Here is a 17,656-nt window from a genome sequence, read left to right as displayed (position 1 = left end):
TCATCCACTTATTAAGCCGGAAAGCGGCCGGTACAAGCTATCGATCAACATAAGCGGTCCCGGTATTTCCGGAAATAGAACGATCAGCAGAGCAGAGACCCAGCCTATGGCCATCACGGCGACGAGCACCACCCGTTCCCGGGTGCTGCCTTCGTTCAGACGGACCCACTCGAACCTGACGATCAAAGCGGCGATCAGCGATATGCCCGCAATTTTCAGCCAGATCATTGCTTTTTCCCCTCCTGTTGCGGTAACCCGACGGGAACGCTGTTCATGCCGATGCGGCGCAAGTCCGTCTTAACCTTCACCCTGACGGCCATCTGGGGAAAGATGCGATCCCAACGGGGGGCAAGCTTTTTCCATTCGCGGGGATTTTGGCGGTTGATCGCTTCCCCGAAACCGAAAATATCGGTACGCATGCGCTGTGCCTCTTTTACACTCTGCTCGACCATCTCCCGCATATGTTCAGCCATCGCCGCTTCAAGCTTCCGGGCATGTTGCGGATCGGCCATGGACAGACGGGTTGTGTTTTGGATCATGCTTAGTTCCGAGCCGATGCGGATTTCCATTTGCCATTCCCCTTCCTGACGGGATGGAATCAAGCGGGAGTTCAAAACGGTGATCTCAAGCGTTACGCGGGAGCGAGATCCGCTCCCCACGTTTACGGTTTGAACATCGTTTTTCAATTGATTCATCACCCATTTCGCGGCGAGGAACGAGTCCCCCGTCATCGTGCCGACCATCCGTCCCCGGCTTAAGATCGCGTAACCCTTGATATACGGATCCCCGCCATCACCCCCTCCTTCTTGCGGAACATCCACAAAGGGCAGGATCGCTCCATTCTGATCACCGGTTATACGCTGAACCAATTGACTTATCGTCAACGGCTTATGAAAAACCCGCGACGCTTCGCTCTGCAGAAAGCCGGCTTTCGTCTGTTCCAGCAAATAAGGTGATTCGAAAAAGTCCCGGACCTTTCCGCGGGTGACGAAAGGTATAACCCGCAGGCGGATTTCATTGTCGCGCATCAGGTAATCCATCTGCTCGCGCAACCCGTCCCTCGCGAGGGCTTCCCCGACAACCAGCACTTGCAATTGTCCCCAATAAATCGTACGCGGCAGCATCATTTGCAGCCGGCCCTGCGCATCTGCCGCCGTTTTGCCGGCCGCGGTGCGTATGACCGTTTTTCCGTTCTTTTGTTTTTGATTCCCGCTTGGCGGCTTGCCGCTCTCCTCCTGCTGCGGAGCGGCGATTTCCAAAGTCAGTTCGATGGTTCCGTCCTCCGCCCGGTCAAAGCCCGCGCTCGTGACGATCGCCAAACTGTTCACTTCATCCTTGTCCCAGCAGCCGGTCAAGGACAGCAACGCCACTCCTGCCAATATAGGCAAAAGCTGTTTGCCGAGCAGAAACATGGTGGATATCGCTTTACTTTTTCGCATATCGCTTCAATGTTCCCCGCCTTTCCCCGGATTCGGACGCTGCCCCGGCGCAAGGCGCCGGCGATTGTTTCTGCCCGAAAAGCTTGGACGTATGAGCATCTTCCACCACGGCACCCGGATCACCGCGTCCTTTATGTCGCTCGCCACAAACGGCGCGATCGGGGACAAATAAGGCACTCCGTAAGAACGCAGTGTGCACAGATGGATCGCAATGGCGATCAGACCGTACATGACGCCAAGAATCCCGAGCGTCCCTCCGGCCAGGATGAGCAGGAGGCGCAGCAGGCGGACGGAGAACTCCAGCGAATAATGTGGAGCCGTAAATCCCGCGATGCCCGTAAAGGCGATGATAATGACGATCGGCGCCGATACGAGGCCGGCGGAAACCGCCGCTTCGCCCACAACGAGCGCGCCGACGATCGTCACCGCCGAGCCGATTTGCCGCGGGAGACGAAGCCCGGCCTCGCGCAGCACCTCAAACGCCAACTGCATCATCAACACTTCCACGATCGTCGGAAACGGGATTTCCTCCCGCGAGGAAGCGATGCTCATCAAGAGTTTGCTCGGAACCATCTCCTGATGGAAAGTCAGAAGCGCGACGTACACCGCCGGAAGCGTCAGTGAAATAATCAGTGTGCAGTAGCGAAGAACGCGCAGCAAGCTGGAGTATAACGAGCGGTTGTAATAGTCGTCCGCCGCTTGCAGCAGCGTAACGAGCGTTACGGGAACGATCAGCACGTCGGGCGTACCGTCGACCATGATGACAATGCGGCCTTCAAGCAACCCGGCCGCGGCGATATCGACCCGTTCCGTAAACTGCTGTTGGGGAAACGGAGAATACGGATCGTCCTCCGTAAGCTCTTCAATGTATCCGGTTTCCAGCAGGCTGTCCATATCGATGCGTTTCAGGCGGTTCTCCACTTCCCGGATTAGTGCCGGCTTCGCAATGCCTTCCAGATAAGCGAGATAAACCTCGGTTTCGGTATTTCGGCCAAACCGGAACGATTTTAATTTCAGCTTGACACTTTGGACTTTCCGCCGCAGGAGCGACAAATTGGTCGAAATCGATTCGGTAAAGCCTTCCCGGGGGCCGCGCAACGACGGCTCGGTCTGCGGTTCTTCCACCGACCGTTTATCCCACTTGGCGATCTTAAGCAGCAGGGCCCGGTCGCTGTCCTCGAGCAGCAGCAAGGGATAACCTTTAATCAACTGTCTGACGCATTCGTGGGCATCGGCGATTTCCTCGATCGACCCGACGGGCAAAACCCGGTTTTTGATCGAAGACAAATCCCTGGGTTCCGCATCGGTCATCACCATAAGCGGTTTCAGGACGTTGTTGTCGATTTCCAGTCTGTCCGACATGTCGGGAATGTACACGAGCTGCGCCGCCAGTTCTCCGCCTACCCGGAAAGACCGGAACATCACATCGTCGGCTTCGCCCAAAATTTTTTTCAGCGTTTCGATATTCCGGTCAAGCGATGGAACCAGCGCCGTAACATCGGCTGGGGTGTTTTCTCCGGACTTTTTTCGGGAAAGCGAAGACCGTTTTTTCATAGCGGGCCACCTTACCTATCCTGTCAAGTCAATTCGGTCATGATTTACATATGTTTTCCTCTTTCCGTTATTTTCACCAAAAAGTCCGATTTCATTTCCCGGCATTTTGGCTTATGTAAGAAAAACGCCTGACGGCGACCTTTAGTGGCTCTGACTTCTACTTTGGAGCGATTGGAGGCTCTCCCTGAACTTTGGACGTTTCTCTAACGGACACCAGCGACCTTATCCGCCCATTTCCCGGGTATTTCCCAGCCTAACGGACACAGGCGACCCTATTTCGCTCTAAACCAGTTCATCCAGGCCGATTTGAGGTAAATAAGGTCTTCTGTGTCCGTTACATTTTGCAAACCTCCGTTTTTCCCCAAATAACGGCTCTGGTGTCCCTTAGCCCCCAGCATCGCCCCCTTCCATGCCCGAAAAAAAAGAACCGCCGGAGCAATTCGCTCCGGCAGTTCTTTGATATCACCAACAGTAAAACGATTCTAACGGTTGCCACAACCGCTATTGGTTCTAAAAAACGCTTCGAAAACCTAAGCTTTTGCGGGTAATCCGAAACCGTTAAAACAGCAACAAATAAATGCCGCCGGCCATCACGGCCACGATCGGAATCGTGATTACCCAAGCGACGACGATCCGCCCGGCCATTGACCAGCGTACGGCGGAGAAGCGCTTCGCCGAACCGACGCCCAAAATCGCCGATGTGATGGCGTGCGTCGTACTTACCGGCAGGTGAAACAGCGTAGCGCCGAAAATGACGGATGCGGCGGACATGTCCGCGGCGAAACCGTTAATCGGTTCGATTTTGAAAATTTTCGTGCCCATCGTTTTGATGATTTTCCAGCCGCCGATCGAGGTGCCCAGCGCCATCGCCGTCGCCGCGGCGATTTTGACCCACAGCGGCACTTCCATGTGGTCCTGGAACTCCGCCGTAACCAGGGCAAAGGTGATGATCCCCATCGCCTTCTGCGCGTCGTTGGTGCCGTGCGTGAAGCTTTGCAGCGCCGCCGTAATGATTTGCATTGAGCGGAAGCCTTTATTTACCGTATGCGGGCTGCGATAGGCAAAAATCCACTTCAAAATCAGCATAACGATATAACCGATCGCAAAAGCGATCAGCGGGGAAAAAACCAGCCCTTCGACAATCGTCCGAAAACCGTTCCAGTTCAGCTTGTCCGGCCCCCCGCCGACATACACCGCGCCGGCCAAAGCGCCGATCAGAGCGTGGGAAGAAGAAGAAGGGATGCCGAACCACCACGTAATCAAGTTCCATATAATCGCCGCCAGCAGCGTCGCAATCAGGATCTCAAGGCCGTTGTCCAGCGATGCCGGGTCCGCCACGCTGCCCCCGATCGTTTTGGCGACGCCGGTGAACATGATCGCTCCAAGGAAGTTCATGACCGCCGCCAGCATAATCGCCGTGCGCGGCTTAAGCGCCCGGGTGGATACCGAAGTCGCAATCGCATTTGCCGTGTCGTGGAAACCGTTGATAAAGTCAAATCCGAGCGCCAGTATGATAACGATGATAATGATCAGTAAACTCGTATCCATATCTTTTCTTTTTGCACAGATCGTTTATCTATATGTGTAACCCGCGCAATTCCAACCTCCCGAATATCAAGTGTTAAGCGAAGTGCTCAAGAATTACGCATGATTATGGATTCCAGCATGTTGGCTACTTTCTCGCAGGCATCCGTCGTCGTTTCCAGACGTTCGTAAATTTCCTTCTTCTTGATCAGTTCGATCGGGTCCGTCACCTTCAGGAACAGCTCCTTGATGCAAATCCGCAGCAGCTCGTCCCCCTGGTTCTCAAGGTCGTTCAAGCGGATCGTGTATTCGCGGATCGCGAGAAGTTTTTTCTGGGAAAGCAAATGCACCGCTTTTTGGATCTCGTATGCCGAATTGCGCAAGATTTCCGCGAAGCGGGCGATGTATTCGTCCGGCTGGGAGAGGTGGTACATGAAGAACCGGGATGTCGACGCCTCCAAACCGTCTATGACATCGTCCAGCGCCGTGATGAGGTTCATGATGTCGTCGCGTTCGATCGGGGTGATAAACGTTTTGTTCAATTCGACGATAATGGTATGTGTGTATTCATCGCATTTGGATTCGAATTCCTTCATCTTTTTGGCGAACTGTTCCACGTCTTTGAACTCCGCTACCTGCTGGGCGAAATAATCCGCCGAATGCACGATCGTGTCCGCCATGTTTTCTAACGTCTGGAAAAAGATGTCCTTCTTCTTCACTCGCATCAGTATCCCCTTTTCTCTGCATGAGGTAATTCTTTCGGACTGTGCTTTTACACGGTTTTTACACAGCCTTGATTATCTTAACACAATCGGTCGAAAGATGGTTAAAAATGTCGCAAACATTTCATGACCTTTAGCTTAAAGTTGCCTGAATAAACCAGATATATCCTCTGCCCTCCATAAAAATACAAACTTCCCCAGAACGCCCGCCCGCTATTCCACGGCTACATGGCTGTCGAAATCCGGCGAATCGGGCACGATATGAATAAACGTATTGCCGGGAACAAATGGCAGCTCTTGATTGTCCGCGATGAAGCGAATGATGTCGCCTTGTTTATGTATCCACTCTGCGCGGATCATTTTGCCCTTTTCAAAAACGATCGCATCTCCGCCCAGCTCCAAATCGACGTCCAGGCGCCCCACATCGTCCAGCACCCGGTGTTCGGCGCCCAGCACCGCGACATTGGCGGCCGTGAGTTGCTCGCCGGTCTCCAAATCCGTGTGCGGCTTACCGTTAATGAAACGTTTATATCGTCCGCTCGCCGCGTCATATTCATAACTCACCCGGTAATTGTCCAGCCGAAACTTGATCTCCACCCGGCTTGCCGCTTGTCCTGATACGGGTTCTTCCCCTTCCCGGTAAAACGTATATCCCGGAACGTTCGTATCTTCGGTGGCAAATCCCCGTTTCTCCGCCCCTTCGAGCAATTTCTCCGGATTCGAGTACAGGTTGTGCGGCGCCTTCCGGGACTTGTCCCGCCAGAAGTAGGCCCCCGCATTCGTAATCTCGTCGAGGTCCTCTTTATGCTGCCGCTGCAAAATGGCGAACGCGTCATTGCTCGCTCCCGCGTGGACCAATACGCCGTGATAGCTTTCCCCCAAATCGATCATGTATGGGCGAATGCTGCGGATCGGGCCGATTTTGGCGCTGTCCGCCTTGCTATGGTAGATCGCCACCATGCGGGTTACCCCGCCTTCGGCCAGCACCTCATACACCAGATCGGCGTCCATCAGGCCCGACTGAGGGCGCGCGGCCGGGGCATTGTTGATCATGACCGCCAGCGGGCGGCGGGTTACCGGCGCTTCAGCCGGCAACCCGGTAAGCGGAGCCGTGTAAGCGGGTACCTCCGGTTGGGGCGGCTCGGTCTCCTCCGGTACTGTCTCGGGAGGGGTGATAACCTCCCGGGTAGCCGCCTCCTTCGTTCCTCCGCAGCCGGAGATCAGCAGCAGGAAAACCGACAAGATCAGCAATAAAGCGAATTTAGACCGTATTAAGTTCATCGTACCTCCGTCATCCCATGCGTTTTTTTTACATTATACGTCGAAATAAAGCGCTTGGGAAACGCCAAGGATCACATCTAAATTTTGAAAAATGATAATTTTAGATTTTCATATTTTCAGCTAACATGTACAATAGACAGAAAAGGAGGTGAATTATGATCGTTTCTTGGTTACGCGACAGCGTGTCAGCCTCCTGGCTGCTCCTGCTTATCCGGCTTTACGTCGGGTACCAGTGGCTGACGTCCGGATGGGGCAAAGTAACGGGAGGATTCGACGCCGCCGGCTTCCTGAACGGCGCCATCGGGAAAAGCACGGGAGAACATCCCGCCGTTCAGGGATGGTGGGCATCCTTCCTTGAGCATTTCGCCCTGCCCAATGTCGGATTATTTAACGTGCTCATCCCTTATGGTGAAGTGCTTGTCGGAATCGGGCTTATTCTGGGGACATTCACCTGGATCGCCGCGTTTTTCGGCATGGTGATGAATTTCGCTTTCTTATTTTCCGGGACAGTCAGCACGAATGCGCAATTGATCCTGCTTGAAATCTTTATCGTCGTTGCCGGAGCCAATGCCGGACGCATCGGTCTGGATCACTACATACTTCCTTATTTCCGCAGATCCTTCGGCCGCCGTTAAGCGAGTAACAACAAAAGCGCAGCAACCGTAAAAATCGGTTCTGCGCTTTTTAATATGTTCTATCGGTCTTCATCCTCGGCGCCGAACTTCCAGCAGTTGAGGCTTAAACAGCCGCACCGGTAGTCCTGGAACAGCTTAACGGCCTGCCGGTCGTCATCGGCGGCGCCCATCGCATAGAGCAGCGGCACAAAATGCTCCCTGCCATAGGGAGGAATGGCGTTTCGGACATGGGGGGCCTTTTTATCGTAATCAAACAGCATACGCAAATTCCAGCCCTCAAGCTGCTCCCCGATCCAATCGTCAAATTCGACAGCCCAGGGGAACGGCTTGCTGTCCTCGTCTCCAATCATGCGCAAATTGTGCACCAAACCGCCGCTGCCGATGATGAGAACGTTTTGCCGCCGAAGTTCGGTCAGCATCTTGCCGATGGCATACTGCTCCTCGGGCGAGCGCTTGGAATCGACGGACAACGCCACCACCGGGATGTTGCCTTCCGGGAATATAGCGCGCAGCACAACCCACGCCCCATGATCCAGCCCTCTTCCTTCGGAAAGCCGGTAGTGCAGATTGTTGGCATGGAACATGGAGCCGATCTCTTCACTAAGCTCCGGATCGCCCGGGGCGGGGTAGCGAATTCGGTACATTTCCTCGGGAAAACCGTAAAAATCATGCAGCGTTTCATGCCTGCGGTCCGTCGTCAGCCATTGATCGGGCGAATCCCAATGTGCGGAGAAGATAACAACGGCTCTGGGCGGCTTCAGCGTCGCTTGCCCCAGTTGCCGGAGAAAGCTCGTGTACGCATTTTGCTCGATTGCCAGAGTCGGCGATCCGTGTGCGATAAACAATGCAGGCTGAGTCATCGCTCTCAAACCTCCCTGCGCCAAATTGGTGATATCTATCTCCATTGTATCCCTACAGGAAGTTATTTACCAGTTCGGCATGTTTTTATCGCCACATCACCTCGCTATCGCCCGCTCCAACGCTCGAAACTTAGATCATCCAGTGCTGCCAATCCGTCTGAATCGCCTCCAGGCTGTCAAGCCATTCCTTCGTTTTGCCGATGAGCTGGGCCTGATGTTCCCCGGAAGAATACGTATGGTTGGCCTGAAAAATAATCTCCTTGTCGCAGCGTCCTTCCGCACGCATCCAAAACACCTTCTGATACAGAAAAGCGTAATCGACCGGAATCGTATCATCCGAAGTTCCGTGCACCACCAGCACATCCCCGGGAAATTTGAGCGCTTCCTGGTAGGGCTGCGATGAACCCAGCGAATCGAAAAACCGCGGCGTCAAACCGTAGCCAAGGTAATCGGCGGACCCGTGTTTGACGGCCTCGTCATATACTTCACGCCCGGTAATCTTTACGATATCGTTAAAAGGATATCCGACGGAGGACCATAGGACGAGATTTTTGATCCGGCGGTCCCTAACGGCGGCCAGCAGCGCAACGGTCCCGCCCAGGCTGTGTCCGATCAACGTGACCCGCTGCGGATCGATATCAAAGGATTCGAGACCGTAATCCAGCACGGAGCGGGTTTGGGCGATCAGGGAATCGACGTCCTGTTCCCCGTAGCTCCCGCTGCTTTCGCCGCAGCCGACGTAATCAAACCGGAGTACGAGAAATCCGGCCGCCGCGAGCTCCCTGGCCGCTTTGAGAAACAGCCGGTCCACGCCGATCCGGTTGCCGACAAAGCCGTGGCAAATCAAAACCAGCGGAGCGCGCTGGCAGCGCCCCTCCCGTTTGTTTGGATAATGGATATTCGCCGCAATTTCTTCTTTCCCATATTTGATCGTAATTTGTCTTTCCATACAACCGCCTCCCGCCCGTGGATATCCGGAAAATCCCTATCCATTAAATTCCGATAAGTTTAATGTGTTTTATAAAACTTATCTTATCACCGGCCGGAAAACGTGTCAATCAGGCTCACTGGCTATTCATAAGATTGCCTAAAATAGGCATGGGTTTGCACGCGTCCTTCCCACTCTTTCATGAATTGCTGATTGCCTAAGCGCTCCTGGTCGCCGCAATCGTCCCCGCAAAGAAAATCCGCGTTTTCTTCCGGGTCGGCCTCATTTGAAACGATCTCTTCCAAACTGCCCCGAGCGCTTTCGTTAAGCAAATACCTCCGGGTCTGCTCCGAATCATATTTTCCCACTGTATCTGCCTCCTGCTCAAAAGATGACTTTTTGAACTGCCTCTTTTAAAGTAGTGTTTGGAGGGATGGGGCGTTTTTATACCTTGTTCACCAAATGTCCATCATTCCCTGGTTTGCCCTATTCCCTCCTGTGGACCCTTGCGGAGCGGACAAATTTTGCAGTATACTACGGAAGAAAATTAGTAATTTTTTGGCAGAATGTGGTTTGTTTGAGAGTGACTTGTACGGACCTGGGAGGAGAGATACTTTCATGTACATCCATGAAATGATCGGAGAGACCAAGAAATTAAGGCAGCAGATGACAGCAGAGAACGAAAGTTATTTCGGGGAAATGGTGATGTATTTCCGCTCCGGAGCCAGTTCGCTGACCGAAGCCAAAGGGGAGGAGATTTTGCTTAGCCTGGCGCGGCAAATTGTCAAAAATCAGGACAGAGGCGTGTCCGCCAAGGAGCTGTTCGGCGATGATCCCAAGGCTTATTGCGCCCAGTTGGCGGACGATGTCCTCACGCGCACGCCCCGCAGCCTAAAAGACAAAATCATCTATTATACGATGATTCCCTGGGTCGCTCTAACCTGGGTTTTCTTTATTTATATGATCACCGGCTTTTTCAGCAAATGGTTTGGCGGAGAGCTGGAATACACGCTGATCAGCAGTTCGTCGCTGCTCATCATCGGCGGGTTGTCGATTGTACTGGTCGAGCTGGTCATCCGCTTTCTTGGCCCCGGCCGCACTCGGGCCGTTGGTTCCCCCGAACCTGCGGAATCCCCGGAGCCTTCGGGTCCCCGCCGGTTCGATCTGAAGGCGCTGGGCATATACATCGGCGGCGCAGTGCTGCTTATCGCTTTGGGAACGCTGCTGAACCGGATTATGCCGGCGTTCACCGTATCCCCTTGGGACAGCCTGATCATTTTTGCGATCGGCCTGGCCGGGCAAATCGTTTTGCTGCGGGTGCGCTCCAAAGCGTGATTGGAAACGGGCCATAAGCAGCCTTATAGCTGCTTATGGCCCGTTTTATATTTACTCGCTGGTCATTGATTCCTCGTTGGAGGAGTGCACAGGCGTTGGAGCTTTCACCTTGTCGATGACGATAATTCCGTCATACTGCTCCTTCGGGATAAACCGCATCACATTCGGCAGCACCTGCTCCGTGGTCATGCCGTCCTCGGAAGCGTAGATCGGCCGGAACATCCAGGCATTCTGACCCTTCTTCACTTTATGCTGGCTCAAATCAATAAAGGAATTGGCGTAACCGCTTTGCATGATCAGGTGCTCCAGGCTGCCTTTGGTCGCCGGCCGGATGGTAAAAGGCTTGCCCGAAAGCGTTAGCGATGAACCGCGATTCATGTAGAGCCCGATCACATACATTTTATCCTTCAGCTTCCGGTGCATCAGTTCACCCATGCTCGTAAAGCTGTTCGTCCACTTGCCGTCTTGCTTGACCCGCATTTTCGAGGTGTTTTTGGCCAGATGGTCATTGTGGGCCCACAAAATCACCTTTTTCCCCGGATACAACGTCTGCATCACCCATTCCAGATTTTCCGTCATCAACTCGTCCCGGGAAGAATATGCGTCCTTCACATCCTTCAATCCGCTCTCCAGAAAGGCGACATGGTCGCTTAAGGATTTCAGGATAATTTCATCGATTTTGGGCTGGTTAGGGAAAACAGCTTTTAGTTCAGCCTTTAGTTCGGTACGGTGCTGCTCCACATATTTGATGACCTCTTGATATTGAGGCACATATTTGTCTACCACGGCCTGCATTTCCTTTTTGTAAGCCGGATCCTTGCTAAAAAGCTCGTATTTATTAAGAACTTCATACCAATCCGAGATCGCCTGAATTTCCATTTGTGCGAAAGCTTTCCCCTTATCGACGTCCAGCTTTGCAATCACCCCGCCGATAAACTGGGTCAAATAATAGTCAGTAAACTGATTGTCATATCCCGCCAGGTACAGTGGATCGTCGCCCTTTCCCTGCTCCTTGATATAATCGAACAGCTCCAGCGTTTCCTTGGAATGCCAGATCGGAAAAATGGAAGCCTTCATCATCTCCTCCGGGGTAAGGGAATCCCGGGTTTCGAATACGGCCGCCGCATCCCCCATTCCCGATTCAAAGGCGATCACGTCAAAGTCCATCTCTTCATGTAAAAATTTGATCAGCCTTGTTTTTACGCTGCTGTATTCGGCCACCTGGTGAAAATTTTCTCCAAGGCTGACGACCGTTTTGTCTTTCAGCAGCGGCTTTAAAAAGGCGAGATCGCTATAATCTTCGGACTCCAGCGACGTTAATTCATGGGCGTTTTGCCGCAGCCACTCTTTCTGACCTCCGGAGGAGACCGCCGCCGCAGCGCTTGCGGGTGCCGGCAGCATGGAACAGACTACTGCTAAAGATAACATGGCTCCGGCCAGTTTATTTAATCCCTTTTTCATCATTATCTTATCTCCCAAATTAACTTTTCTAAATTTCCATTTTTTTGCTCAATAAATAAATCGTAGCGTAGAACATCAATCCCGCAAACACCGCTTCAAACAGGAACTGGGCAATGCTCAGAAACTCTATGCCGCCCGTTGCCACCGTAAGCGCATCATTCGTGCTCCCGCGGAAAACCCCAAGGCTTAAATCAGATGAGTCGCTGTTCCCGAACAACAGGCTTTCCAGCCAGCTCATCAAGTTAATGATCACAAAGAAAGAGACGATTCCGATCCAAGTTCCCGCTTTTCCCCGGATGCTGATGCTCGCGCCGATGGTGATCGCCGTGAAAATGGTCAATACCAGCACGGTATATCCCCACACCGCCACCAAGATGATCTCGAGCCAATCTTTCACGCTTGCCAGCCCAAAAGCCAGATCGTACGGAATCCCCTTAAAATGGAGATATAACAAGGCATGGGTGAACATAACCGCTACGAACACAGCCGCCGTAACCAGGCCGAGCAGCAGCGATGACAGCACGGTCCAGGCCGGGTGGACCGGCAGCAGTCTACGGTTGTACGCCTTGATATTGGCCTCAAAGGTTTTGCATACGAGCACCAGCATGATAATACCCGCCGACACGTACAAAATGATGTTGAAAGCTATAATCAGCCCGTCGTCCCAACCCTTGACATTGCCGACGATCGACAACACGGCCTGCACAATCACCAGGATCGCCGCCATCCCCAAAAAGGTATTGGCATTCCGTTTCAAGTCATATTTCAGCAGTTTCATCATTCCGCAAACACCTCTTTAAACATGTCGTCTACGCTTTTACCGTATTTGATCCGCAAGTTTTCGACTTCCTCTTGCAGCACGATCTCCCCGTCGCGGATAAACAACACCTCATCAAAAATCCGCTCGATGTCCCGCACCAAATGCGTAGAAACGATCAAGCTGCTGTCTTCGCTGTAAAACTCCACGATTGCATCCAAAATTTTGGCCCGCGCTACCGGGTCTACGCCTCCAATCGGTTCATCCAGCAAATACAGCTTGGCGTTCCGCGACAGGGTTAGCGTAAGCTGCAGCCGCTCATTCATCCCTTTGGACAGCGAGCTGATTTTATCCCCTTCATTCAGCTGCATAAACTTCAGCATCGTCCGGGCCTTCTCCTCGTCAAAATCGGCGTAAAAATCCCGGTAAAACCCTACCGCGTCACGCACCTTCATCCATGATTCCGTCAGCGGCCGGTCCGGCATAAAAGAGACGAGCGACTTGGTCTTCTGCCCCACAAGCGTGCCGTCAACCGTTATTTGTCCGTTAGAAGCCGGAATCAAACCGGCGACAATCTTCATCAGCGTGCTTTTGCCGCTGCCGTTCGTACCGAGCAGGCCGACGATTTTTCCCTTGCCGATGCCGAAAGATGCGCCGCGCAGCGCCTTTTTGCTGCCGTACGATTTGGACACGCCTTTCAGCTCCAATAGTTGATCCATCTGATCCATCCGATCTATACGATCTTTCCGATCCATCTGATTCATCGTCCCCCCTCCTATCCTCGTTTTTCGCCTTTCACGGCTTCCGCGACAATCGCCGCGATATCCTGATTGCTGAAGCCAAGCTCCTGCATCCCGCCGATAAAGCGGTCGAGCAAATCGCCAGCCATTTCTTTTTTGATCGTCATAATTTTCGATTCCTCGCTTGTCACATATCTTCCGAGTCCGCGTTTCGTTTCCACGACGGCCTCACGCTCCAATTCCTGAAAAGTCCGCTGCACGGTATTCGGGTTGATTTGCAGTTCGGCTGCCAATTCTCGCACGGAAGGGATTTTGTCCCCGGCCTTCAATTTGCCGGTCACGATCTCCTTTTTCAAATAGTTCATGATTTGCAAATAAATCGGCAGATTATTATCGAATTCGATGCCCACGTTCGGGTCAGCTCCTTTCCGCCATTATGCCGCCGGCAGCGCCTTTGTTTGATGGGGCGGCATCCCGTTGATCCCGTTAATTAAGCTCAAGCCCGCCGGCTTCGGGAATTTCGTTTTCCGCATAGGTTGCTGCACAAAACCACTCCTTCAATGTATTAGTGTTATAGTTAGATAGTACACTAGTATATCGGTATTGTAAAGCCCTTTTTTAAAAAGTAAAGAAGCCTCCTCTGACAATTGTCGGAGAAGGCTGGATATTACACTATAACGGGCATGTTTGTTGCGGCCACACCGTTTCGATGATGTTACCTCGGCAATAAACCTGCCGAAATCGCCTTATTTTTCGCTGCTCCATCACTAACGTTGCATTAACTTTTGCTCAAGATTTCCCGGAACTGCTGGCCGGAACTGTTACCCGGAAATCTAACGGTTGTATTAGCGGCTAATTTCCGAAAAAAGACCTATTCCAATTTCTAACGGTTGTGAACGCCGTTATTTGCCTGAATCTAAGCAAAAAGAGCCGGATTCAAGTGAAATAAGCCCCATGGCAACCGTTAGAATTTGAAATCAACGTTTTTGGAGCAAATAGCGCTTATGGCATCCGTTAGAGCATCAGTGCAGTTGAAAAATATATCTTGTCAGATCAGATTTGATGCAACGCTAGTACCGCCTCATTGGATTTATCCAATAGAATCGGATATTGATTAAAAATACAGTACCCTGATTGGATATTTCCAATAGATTGGACTAGGCAGGGCACAAAACAGGCGAACTAAGCGAAATCTATTAGATATTTCCAATGAGCGCTCAAAATGGCGACCGATTCCCGGCATTCTATTGGATTTTTCCAATGAGGGGGCGCCAGAAACATCAAATCAGCAAATTAAACAGGTTCAAGTCACGGTTCAGCTCGGTATAGGCGATGCCTTTCGAGGCCATTCTGCCGATCAGCGCTTCATAATCCGCCTTGTCGCTTAGCTCGATGCCAACCAGGGCCGGGCCGTTTTCCTTGTTGTGCTTTTTCGTGTATTCGAACCGGGTGATGTCGTCGTTCGGGCCCAACACCTGCTCCAGGAACTCGCGCAGGGCGCCGGCGCGCTGCGGGAAATTGATCAGGAAATAATGCTTCAGCCCCTCATAGATCAACGAGCGCTCCTTCATTTCCTGCATCCGGTCGATGTCGTTGTTCCCGCCGCTGATGATGCAGACGACGTTTTTGCCGCGGATTTGCTCGCGGTACATGTCAAGCGCGGACACCGGCAGCGCCCCGGCCGGTTCCACGACGATGGCGCTGTCGTTGTACAACTCCAAAATCGTCGTGCACGCCTTGCCCTCCGGCACCTGAACGATATCGTCGAGGATCCTCGCGCAGATTTCATAATTCAAATCGCCCACACGTTTGACCGCCGCACCATCCACAAACTTGTCGATCGCTTCCAGTGTCACCACATGCTTCTGCTTTAACGCTTCCGTCATCGAAGCCGCACCCGCAGGTTCAACCCCGATCACTTTCGTCTCCGGGCTGACCGTTTTCAAATACGTGCCCACGCCAGACGCCAGGCCCCCGCCGCCGATCGTCACAAACACATAGTCGGCCGGCACATTGAGGTTTTCCATGATTTCCATGCCGATCGTCCCGTTGCCGGCGACGATTTTCGGGTCATCAAACGGGTGGATGAACGTCATCCCGCCCTCGGTGCACGCCTTCATCGCTTCTTCATAAGCGTCGTCGTACGTGTCACCGGTCAGCACCACCTCGACATGTTCGCCGCCAAAGCGTTTCACCTGCTTAATTTTCTGGTTTGGCGTCGTGCTCGGCATAAAGATTTTGCCCCGGATGCCAAGCGCGTTGCAGGAAAAAGCCACACCTTGCGCATGGTTGCCGGCGCTCGCGCAGACGATCCCCCGCTCCAAATCCTCCGGCTGGAGGCTGCGGATCATATTGTAGGCCCCGCGAATTTTGAAAGAACGCACGACCTGGAGATCCTCCCTTTTTAAATATACGTTACAGCCGTATCTTAACGATAACGTCGCATCCAGTTGCAGCGGAGTCCGCACCACAACCTCGCTCAGCACATGATGCGCTTTGACGATATCTTCCATCCCTAACGTTTGGCGTTCCGCCTGCTTCATCGCTTTCTCCTCACTTTGGCTCTATTTCTCTCATTCTTATAAAAGTACACCTAAAACCGCTTTCCATTCAAGTCATTTTCCGATGCAATCGAGGAAATCCCCGCCAACGGGCAGTCTGCAAAAAAGCCTCTCCGGCAGATCCGGCGCTTAGGCCGGCAGGCCGGAGAGGCTTCGTGTGAGCGGATCAGTCTTTTTTCGGAATCAAACGGTCATCGGTATGCCCCTTGGAGTTTTTCTCCTGAGCAAGCTCTTTAAGCTCCCACTCCATCGTCCCGTACACCGGATCGGACGGAAATTCCTCGCCCTTCCGCAAGTACTCCTCGCGCCCCAGCTCGTCCCGGTACACGCCGCTTACTTCCACTTCTTCGCGCGATACCGGAAGCATTTCCTTCATTTTGTCGCTCATGATGATGCCGCCTCCCGCAATCAGAGAATGACAGGGACTATACTCCCCATTCTCCCTTAACATGCGCGAAAAAAGAGCGGATTATCCTTATACCGGAACCTGAATCCTGCCAGCTCTTCCTTAAACGAGCGCCTTGGCGGCGATATCCGTACGGTTGTGCTTGCCCTCAAATGTGATGCGCTCCGCGGCTTGGTAAGCTTTGTCCCGCGCTTCGGCGATTGACTGTCCGAGTCCGACGACGCCCAGAACACGGCCGCCGTTCGTAACCCACGCGCCGGCTTCGTTCCGGGCCGTTCCGGCATGGAACACGAGGGCTTCCCGCACCTCGTCCAAGCCCTGGATCGGCAGACCTTTCGGATAGGAAGCCGGATAACCGCCAGAAGCCAGCACGACGCACACGGCCGCTTCGTCGCTCCACTCGATTTCTACCTGATCTAAGGTGCCATTGACCGCCGCCAGGAAAATATCGAGCAGATCGCTTTTCAGCCGCGGCAGCACGACCTGGGTTTCCGGATCACCGAAGCGGGCGTTGAATTCGATCGTTTTCGGCTTGCCGTCCGGCGTAATCATCAGCCCGGCGAACAATACGCCGCGGAAAGGCCGGCCTTCGGCCACCATCGCCTTGGCCGTCGGTTTGATGATCGTTTCGACCGCTTCTTCAATGATGCCGGGGGCGATGTGCGGCAGCGGGGAATAGGTGCCCATGCCGCCCGTGTTCTGCCCTTTGTCGCCGTCGTAAACCTGCTTGTGATCCTGCGCCGCCGCCATCGGCCGCACCGTTTCCCCGTCCACGAACGAAAGGATCGACATTTCCTGGCCTTCGAGAAATTCTTCGATAACAACCTGGCTTCCGGACTCACCGAACACCTTCTCGACCATAATGTCCTTCAAAGCCGCTTCCGCCTGTTCGCGAGTGAAGGCGACCGTCACGCCTTTGCCCGCCGCCAGCCCGTCCGCCTTAATGACGATCGGCACCGGCCGGCTGCGCAAATACGCCAAGGCTGGCTCATAGCTGTCGAACTTCTCGTAAGCCGCTGTCGGAATACCGTATTTTTTCAGCAAATCCTTCATAAACGTTTTGCTGCCTTCGATATGCGCCGCGTTTTTGCGCGGACCGAACACCGGAATGTTCTTAGCCTCGAACACGTCGACAATGCCATCGGCCAGCGGATCGTCAGGCCCGACCACAACCAAGCCGACGCCCTTCTCCTCGGCAAACGCGGCCAGCTTGTCGAATTCATGCACCTGAATCGGAACCAGTTCAGCCACCTGGCCGATTCCCGCGTTGCCCGGGGCGCAATAAAGCTTGCCGGCTTTGGGGCTTTTCGCCAAGCTCCAGCAAATCGCGTGCTCGCGCCCGCCCCCGCCAATCACCAATATATCCATTTGTCGTCTCCTCCTAATTGCCCGCAAGCGGACCGTAATGACGCTAATCACTCATTTCCCCCGCGTATAATCCGAAAAACGGCAG

18 protein-coding genes are annotated in these 17,656 nt (G+C 53.3%); 2 read left to right on the top strand and 16 right to left on the bottom strand.

What is annotated here, in order from left to right:
• The 6 genes from EHV15_RS14145 to EHV15_RS14120 form a co-directional block, all read right to left on the bottom strand.
• Nucleotides 1–228, bottom strand: a complete 228-nt coding sequence (locus EHV15_RS14145) for a hypothetical protein (RefSeq protein WP_128631777.1) — start codon at nucleotides 226–228, stop codon at nucleotides 1–3.
• Entirely contained in the window at nucleotides 225–1,439 is a 1,215-nt protein-coding gene (locus EHV15_RS14140) for a Ger(x)C family spore germination protein (RefSeq protein ID WP_128631776.1), read from the bottom strand. The genes EHV15_RS14145 and EHV15_RS14140 overlap by 4 nt, the downstream gene beginning before the upstream one ends.
• 6 nt (nucleotides 1,440–1,445) lie before the next feature.
• A complete protein-coding gene (locus EHV15_RS14135; RefSeq protein ID WP_128631775.1) occupies nucleotides 1,446–2,993 on the bottom strand; it encodes a spore germination protein in 1,548 nt (515 codons plus the stop codon).
• 558 nt (nucleotides 2,994–3,551) lie between these two features.
• The gene (locus EHV15_RS14130) at nucleotides 3,552–4,541 is read right to left on the bottom strand and encodes an inorganic phosphate transporter (protein ID WP_036625809.1); all 990 of its coding nucleotides are present in this window, start codon (nucleotides 4,539–4,541) and stop codon (nucleotides 3,552–3,554) included.
• Nucleotides 4,542–4,627: 86 nt separating this feature from the next.
• Complete coding sequence (locus EHV15_RS14125; RefSeq protein ID WP_036625812.1) at nucleotides 4,628–5,242, bottom strand: DUF47 domain-containing protein; 615 nt, start codon at nucleotides 5,240–5,242, stop codon at nucleotides 4,628–4,630.
• Nucleotides 5,243–5,452: 210 nt separating this feature from the next.
• The gene (locus EHV15_RS14120) at nucleotides 5,453–6,520 is read right to left on the bottom strand and encodes a DUF3048 domain-containing protein (protein WP_128631774.1); all 1,068 of its coding nucleotides are present in this window, start codon (nucleotides 6,518–6,520) and stop codon (nucleotides 5,453–5,455) included.
• 155 nt (nucleotides 6,521–6,675) lie between these two features.
• On the opposite strand from EHV15_RS14120, the gene EHV15_RS14115 reads away from it, so the two are divergent.
• Nucleotides 6,676–7,155 carry a DoxX family protein gene (locus tag EHV15_RS14115; RefSeq protein WP_128631773.1) on the top strand — a complete coding sequence of 160 codons (480 nt, stop codon included), beginning with the start codon at nucleotides 6,676–6,678 and terminating at the stop codon, nucleotides 7,153–7,155.
• 59 nt (nucleotides 7,156–7,214) lie between these two features.
• Here the strand turns inward: EHV15_RS14115 and EHV15_RS14110 are convergent, their stop codons facing one another.
• From EHV15_RS14110 to EHV15_RS14100, 3 genes are all read right to left on the bottom strand, one after another.
• Nucleotides 7,215–8,015 (bottom strand): DODA-type extradiol aromatic ring-opening family dioxygenase, encoded by an 801-nt coding sequence (locus tag EHV15_RS14110; protein ID WP_128631772.1) that lies wholly within the window; start codon nucleotides 8,013–8,015, stop codon nucleotides 7,215–7,217.
• 130 nt (nucleotides 8,016–8,145) lie between these two features.
• Nucleotides 8,146–8,964: an alpha/beta hydrolase family protein gene (locus EHV15_RS14105; RefSeq protein ID WP_128631771.1), complete on the bottom strand. Its 819-nt coding sequence runs from the start codon at nucleotides 8,962–8,964 to the stop codon at nucleotides 8,146–8,148.
• A gap of 122 nt (nucleotides 8,965–9,086) precedes the next feature.
• Nucleotides 9,087–9,311, bottom strand: coding sequence for a hypothetical protein (locus tag EHV15_RS14100; RefSeq protein ID WP_128631770.1), 225 nt, complete (start codon nucleotides 9,309–9,311; stop codon nucleotides 9,087–9,089).
• A gap of 250 nt (nucleotides 9,312–9,561) precedes the next feature.
• On the opposite strand from EHV15_RS14100, the gene EHV15_RS14095 reads away from it, so the two are divergent.
• The gene (locus EHV15_RS14095) at nucleotides 9,562–10,278 is read left to right on the top strand and encodes a DUF1129 family protein (protein WP_128631769.1); all 717 of its coding nucleotides are present in this window, start codon (nucleotides 9,562–9,564) and stop codon (nucleotides 10,276–10,278) included.
• A 51-nt stretch (nucleotides 10,279–10,329) separates the two neighbouring features.
• Here the strand turns inward: EHV15_RS14095 and EHV15_RS14090 are convergent, their stop codons facing one another.
• The 7 genes from EHV15_RS14090 to purD form a co-directional block, all read right to left on the bottom strand.
• Nucleotides 10,330–11,742, bottom strand: coding sequence for an erythromycin esterase family protein (locus EHV15_RS14090; protein WP_246061550.1), 1,413 nt, complete (start codon nucleotides 11,740–11,742; stop codon nucleotides 10,330–10,332).
• Nucleotides 11,743–11,767: 25 nt separating this feature from the next.
• On the bottom strand, nucleotides 11,768–12,520 hold the full coding sequence (locus EHV15_RS14085; RefSeq protein WP_128631768.1) for a hypothetical protein: 753 nt from the start codon (nucleotides 12,518–12,520) through the stop codon (nucleotides 11,768–11,770).
• The gene (locus EHV15_RS14080) at nucleotides 12,517–13,215 is read right to left on the bottom strand and encodes an ABC transporter ATP-binding protein (protein WP_128635332.1); all 699 of its coding nucleotides are present in this window, start codon (nucleotides 13,213–13,215) and stop codon (nucleotides 12,517–12,519) included. Before EHV15_RS14080 ends, EHV15_RS14085 begins: the two co-directional genes overlap by 4 nt.
• 56 nt (nucleotides 13,216–13,271) lie before the next feature.
• On the bottom strand, nucleotides 13,272–13,646 hold the full coding sequence (locus EHV15_RS14075) for a GntR family transcriptional regulator (protein WP_128631767.1): 375 nt from the start codon (nucleotides 13,644–13,646) through the stop codon (nucleotides 13,272–13,274).
• An 870-nt stretch (nucleotides 13,647–14,516) separates the two neighbouring features.
• Nucleotides 14,517–15,779, bottom strand: a complete 1,263-nt coding sequence (ilvA, locus tag EHV15_RS14070) for a threonine ammonia-lyase IlvA (protein WP_128631766.1) — start codon at nucleotides 15,777–15,779, stop codon at nucleotides 14,517–14,519.
• A 184-nt stretch (nucleotides 15,780–15,963) separates the two neighbouring features.
• The gene (locus EHV15_RS14065; protein WP_128631765.1) at nucleotides 15,964–16,185 is read right to left on the bottom strand and encodes a hypothetical protein; all 222 of its coding nucleotides are present in this window, start codon (nucleotides 16,183–16,185) and stop codon (nucleotides 15,964–15,966) included.
• Between the two features lie 120 nt (nucleotides 16,186–16,305).
• Entirely contained in the window at nucleotides 16,306–17,571 is a 1,266-nt protein-coding gene (gene purD / locus EHV15_RS14060) for a phosphoribosylamine--glycine ligase (RefSeq protein ID WP_128631764.1), read from the bottom strand.
• Nucleotides 17,572–17,656 lie beyond the last annotated feature (85 nt).

The sequence above is a fragment of the Paenibacillus oralis genome (genome assembly GCF_003863965.1).
Taxonomy (GTDB): domain Bacteria; phylum Bacillota; class Bacilli; order Paenibacillales; family Paenibacillaceae; genus Fontibacillus; species Fontibacillus oralis.
Note: the sequence above shows the minus strand (reverse complement) of the source record. Positions and strands in the feature narration are given on the sequence as shown.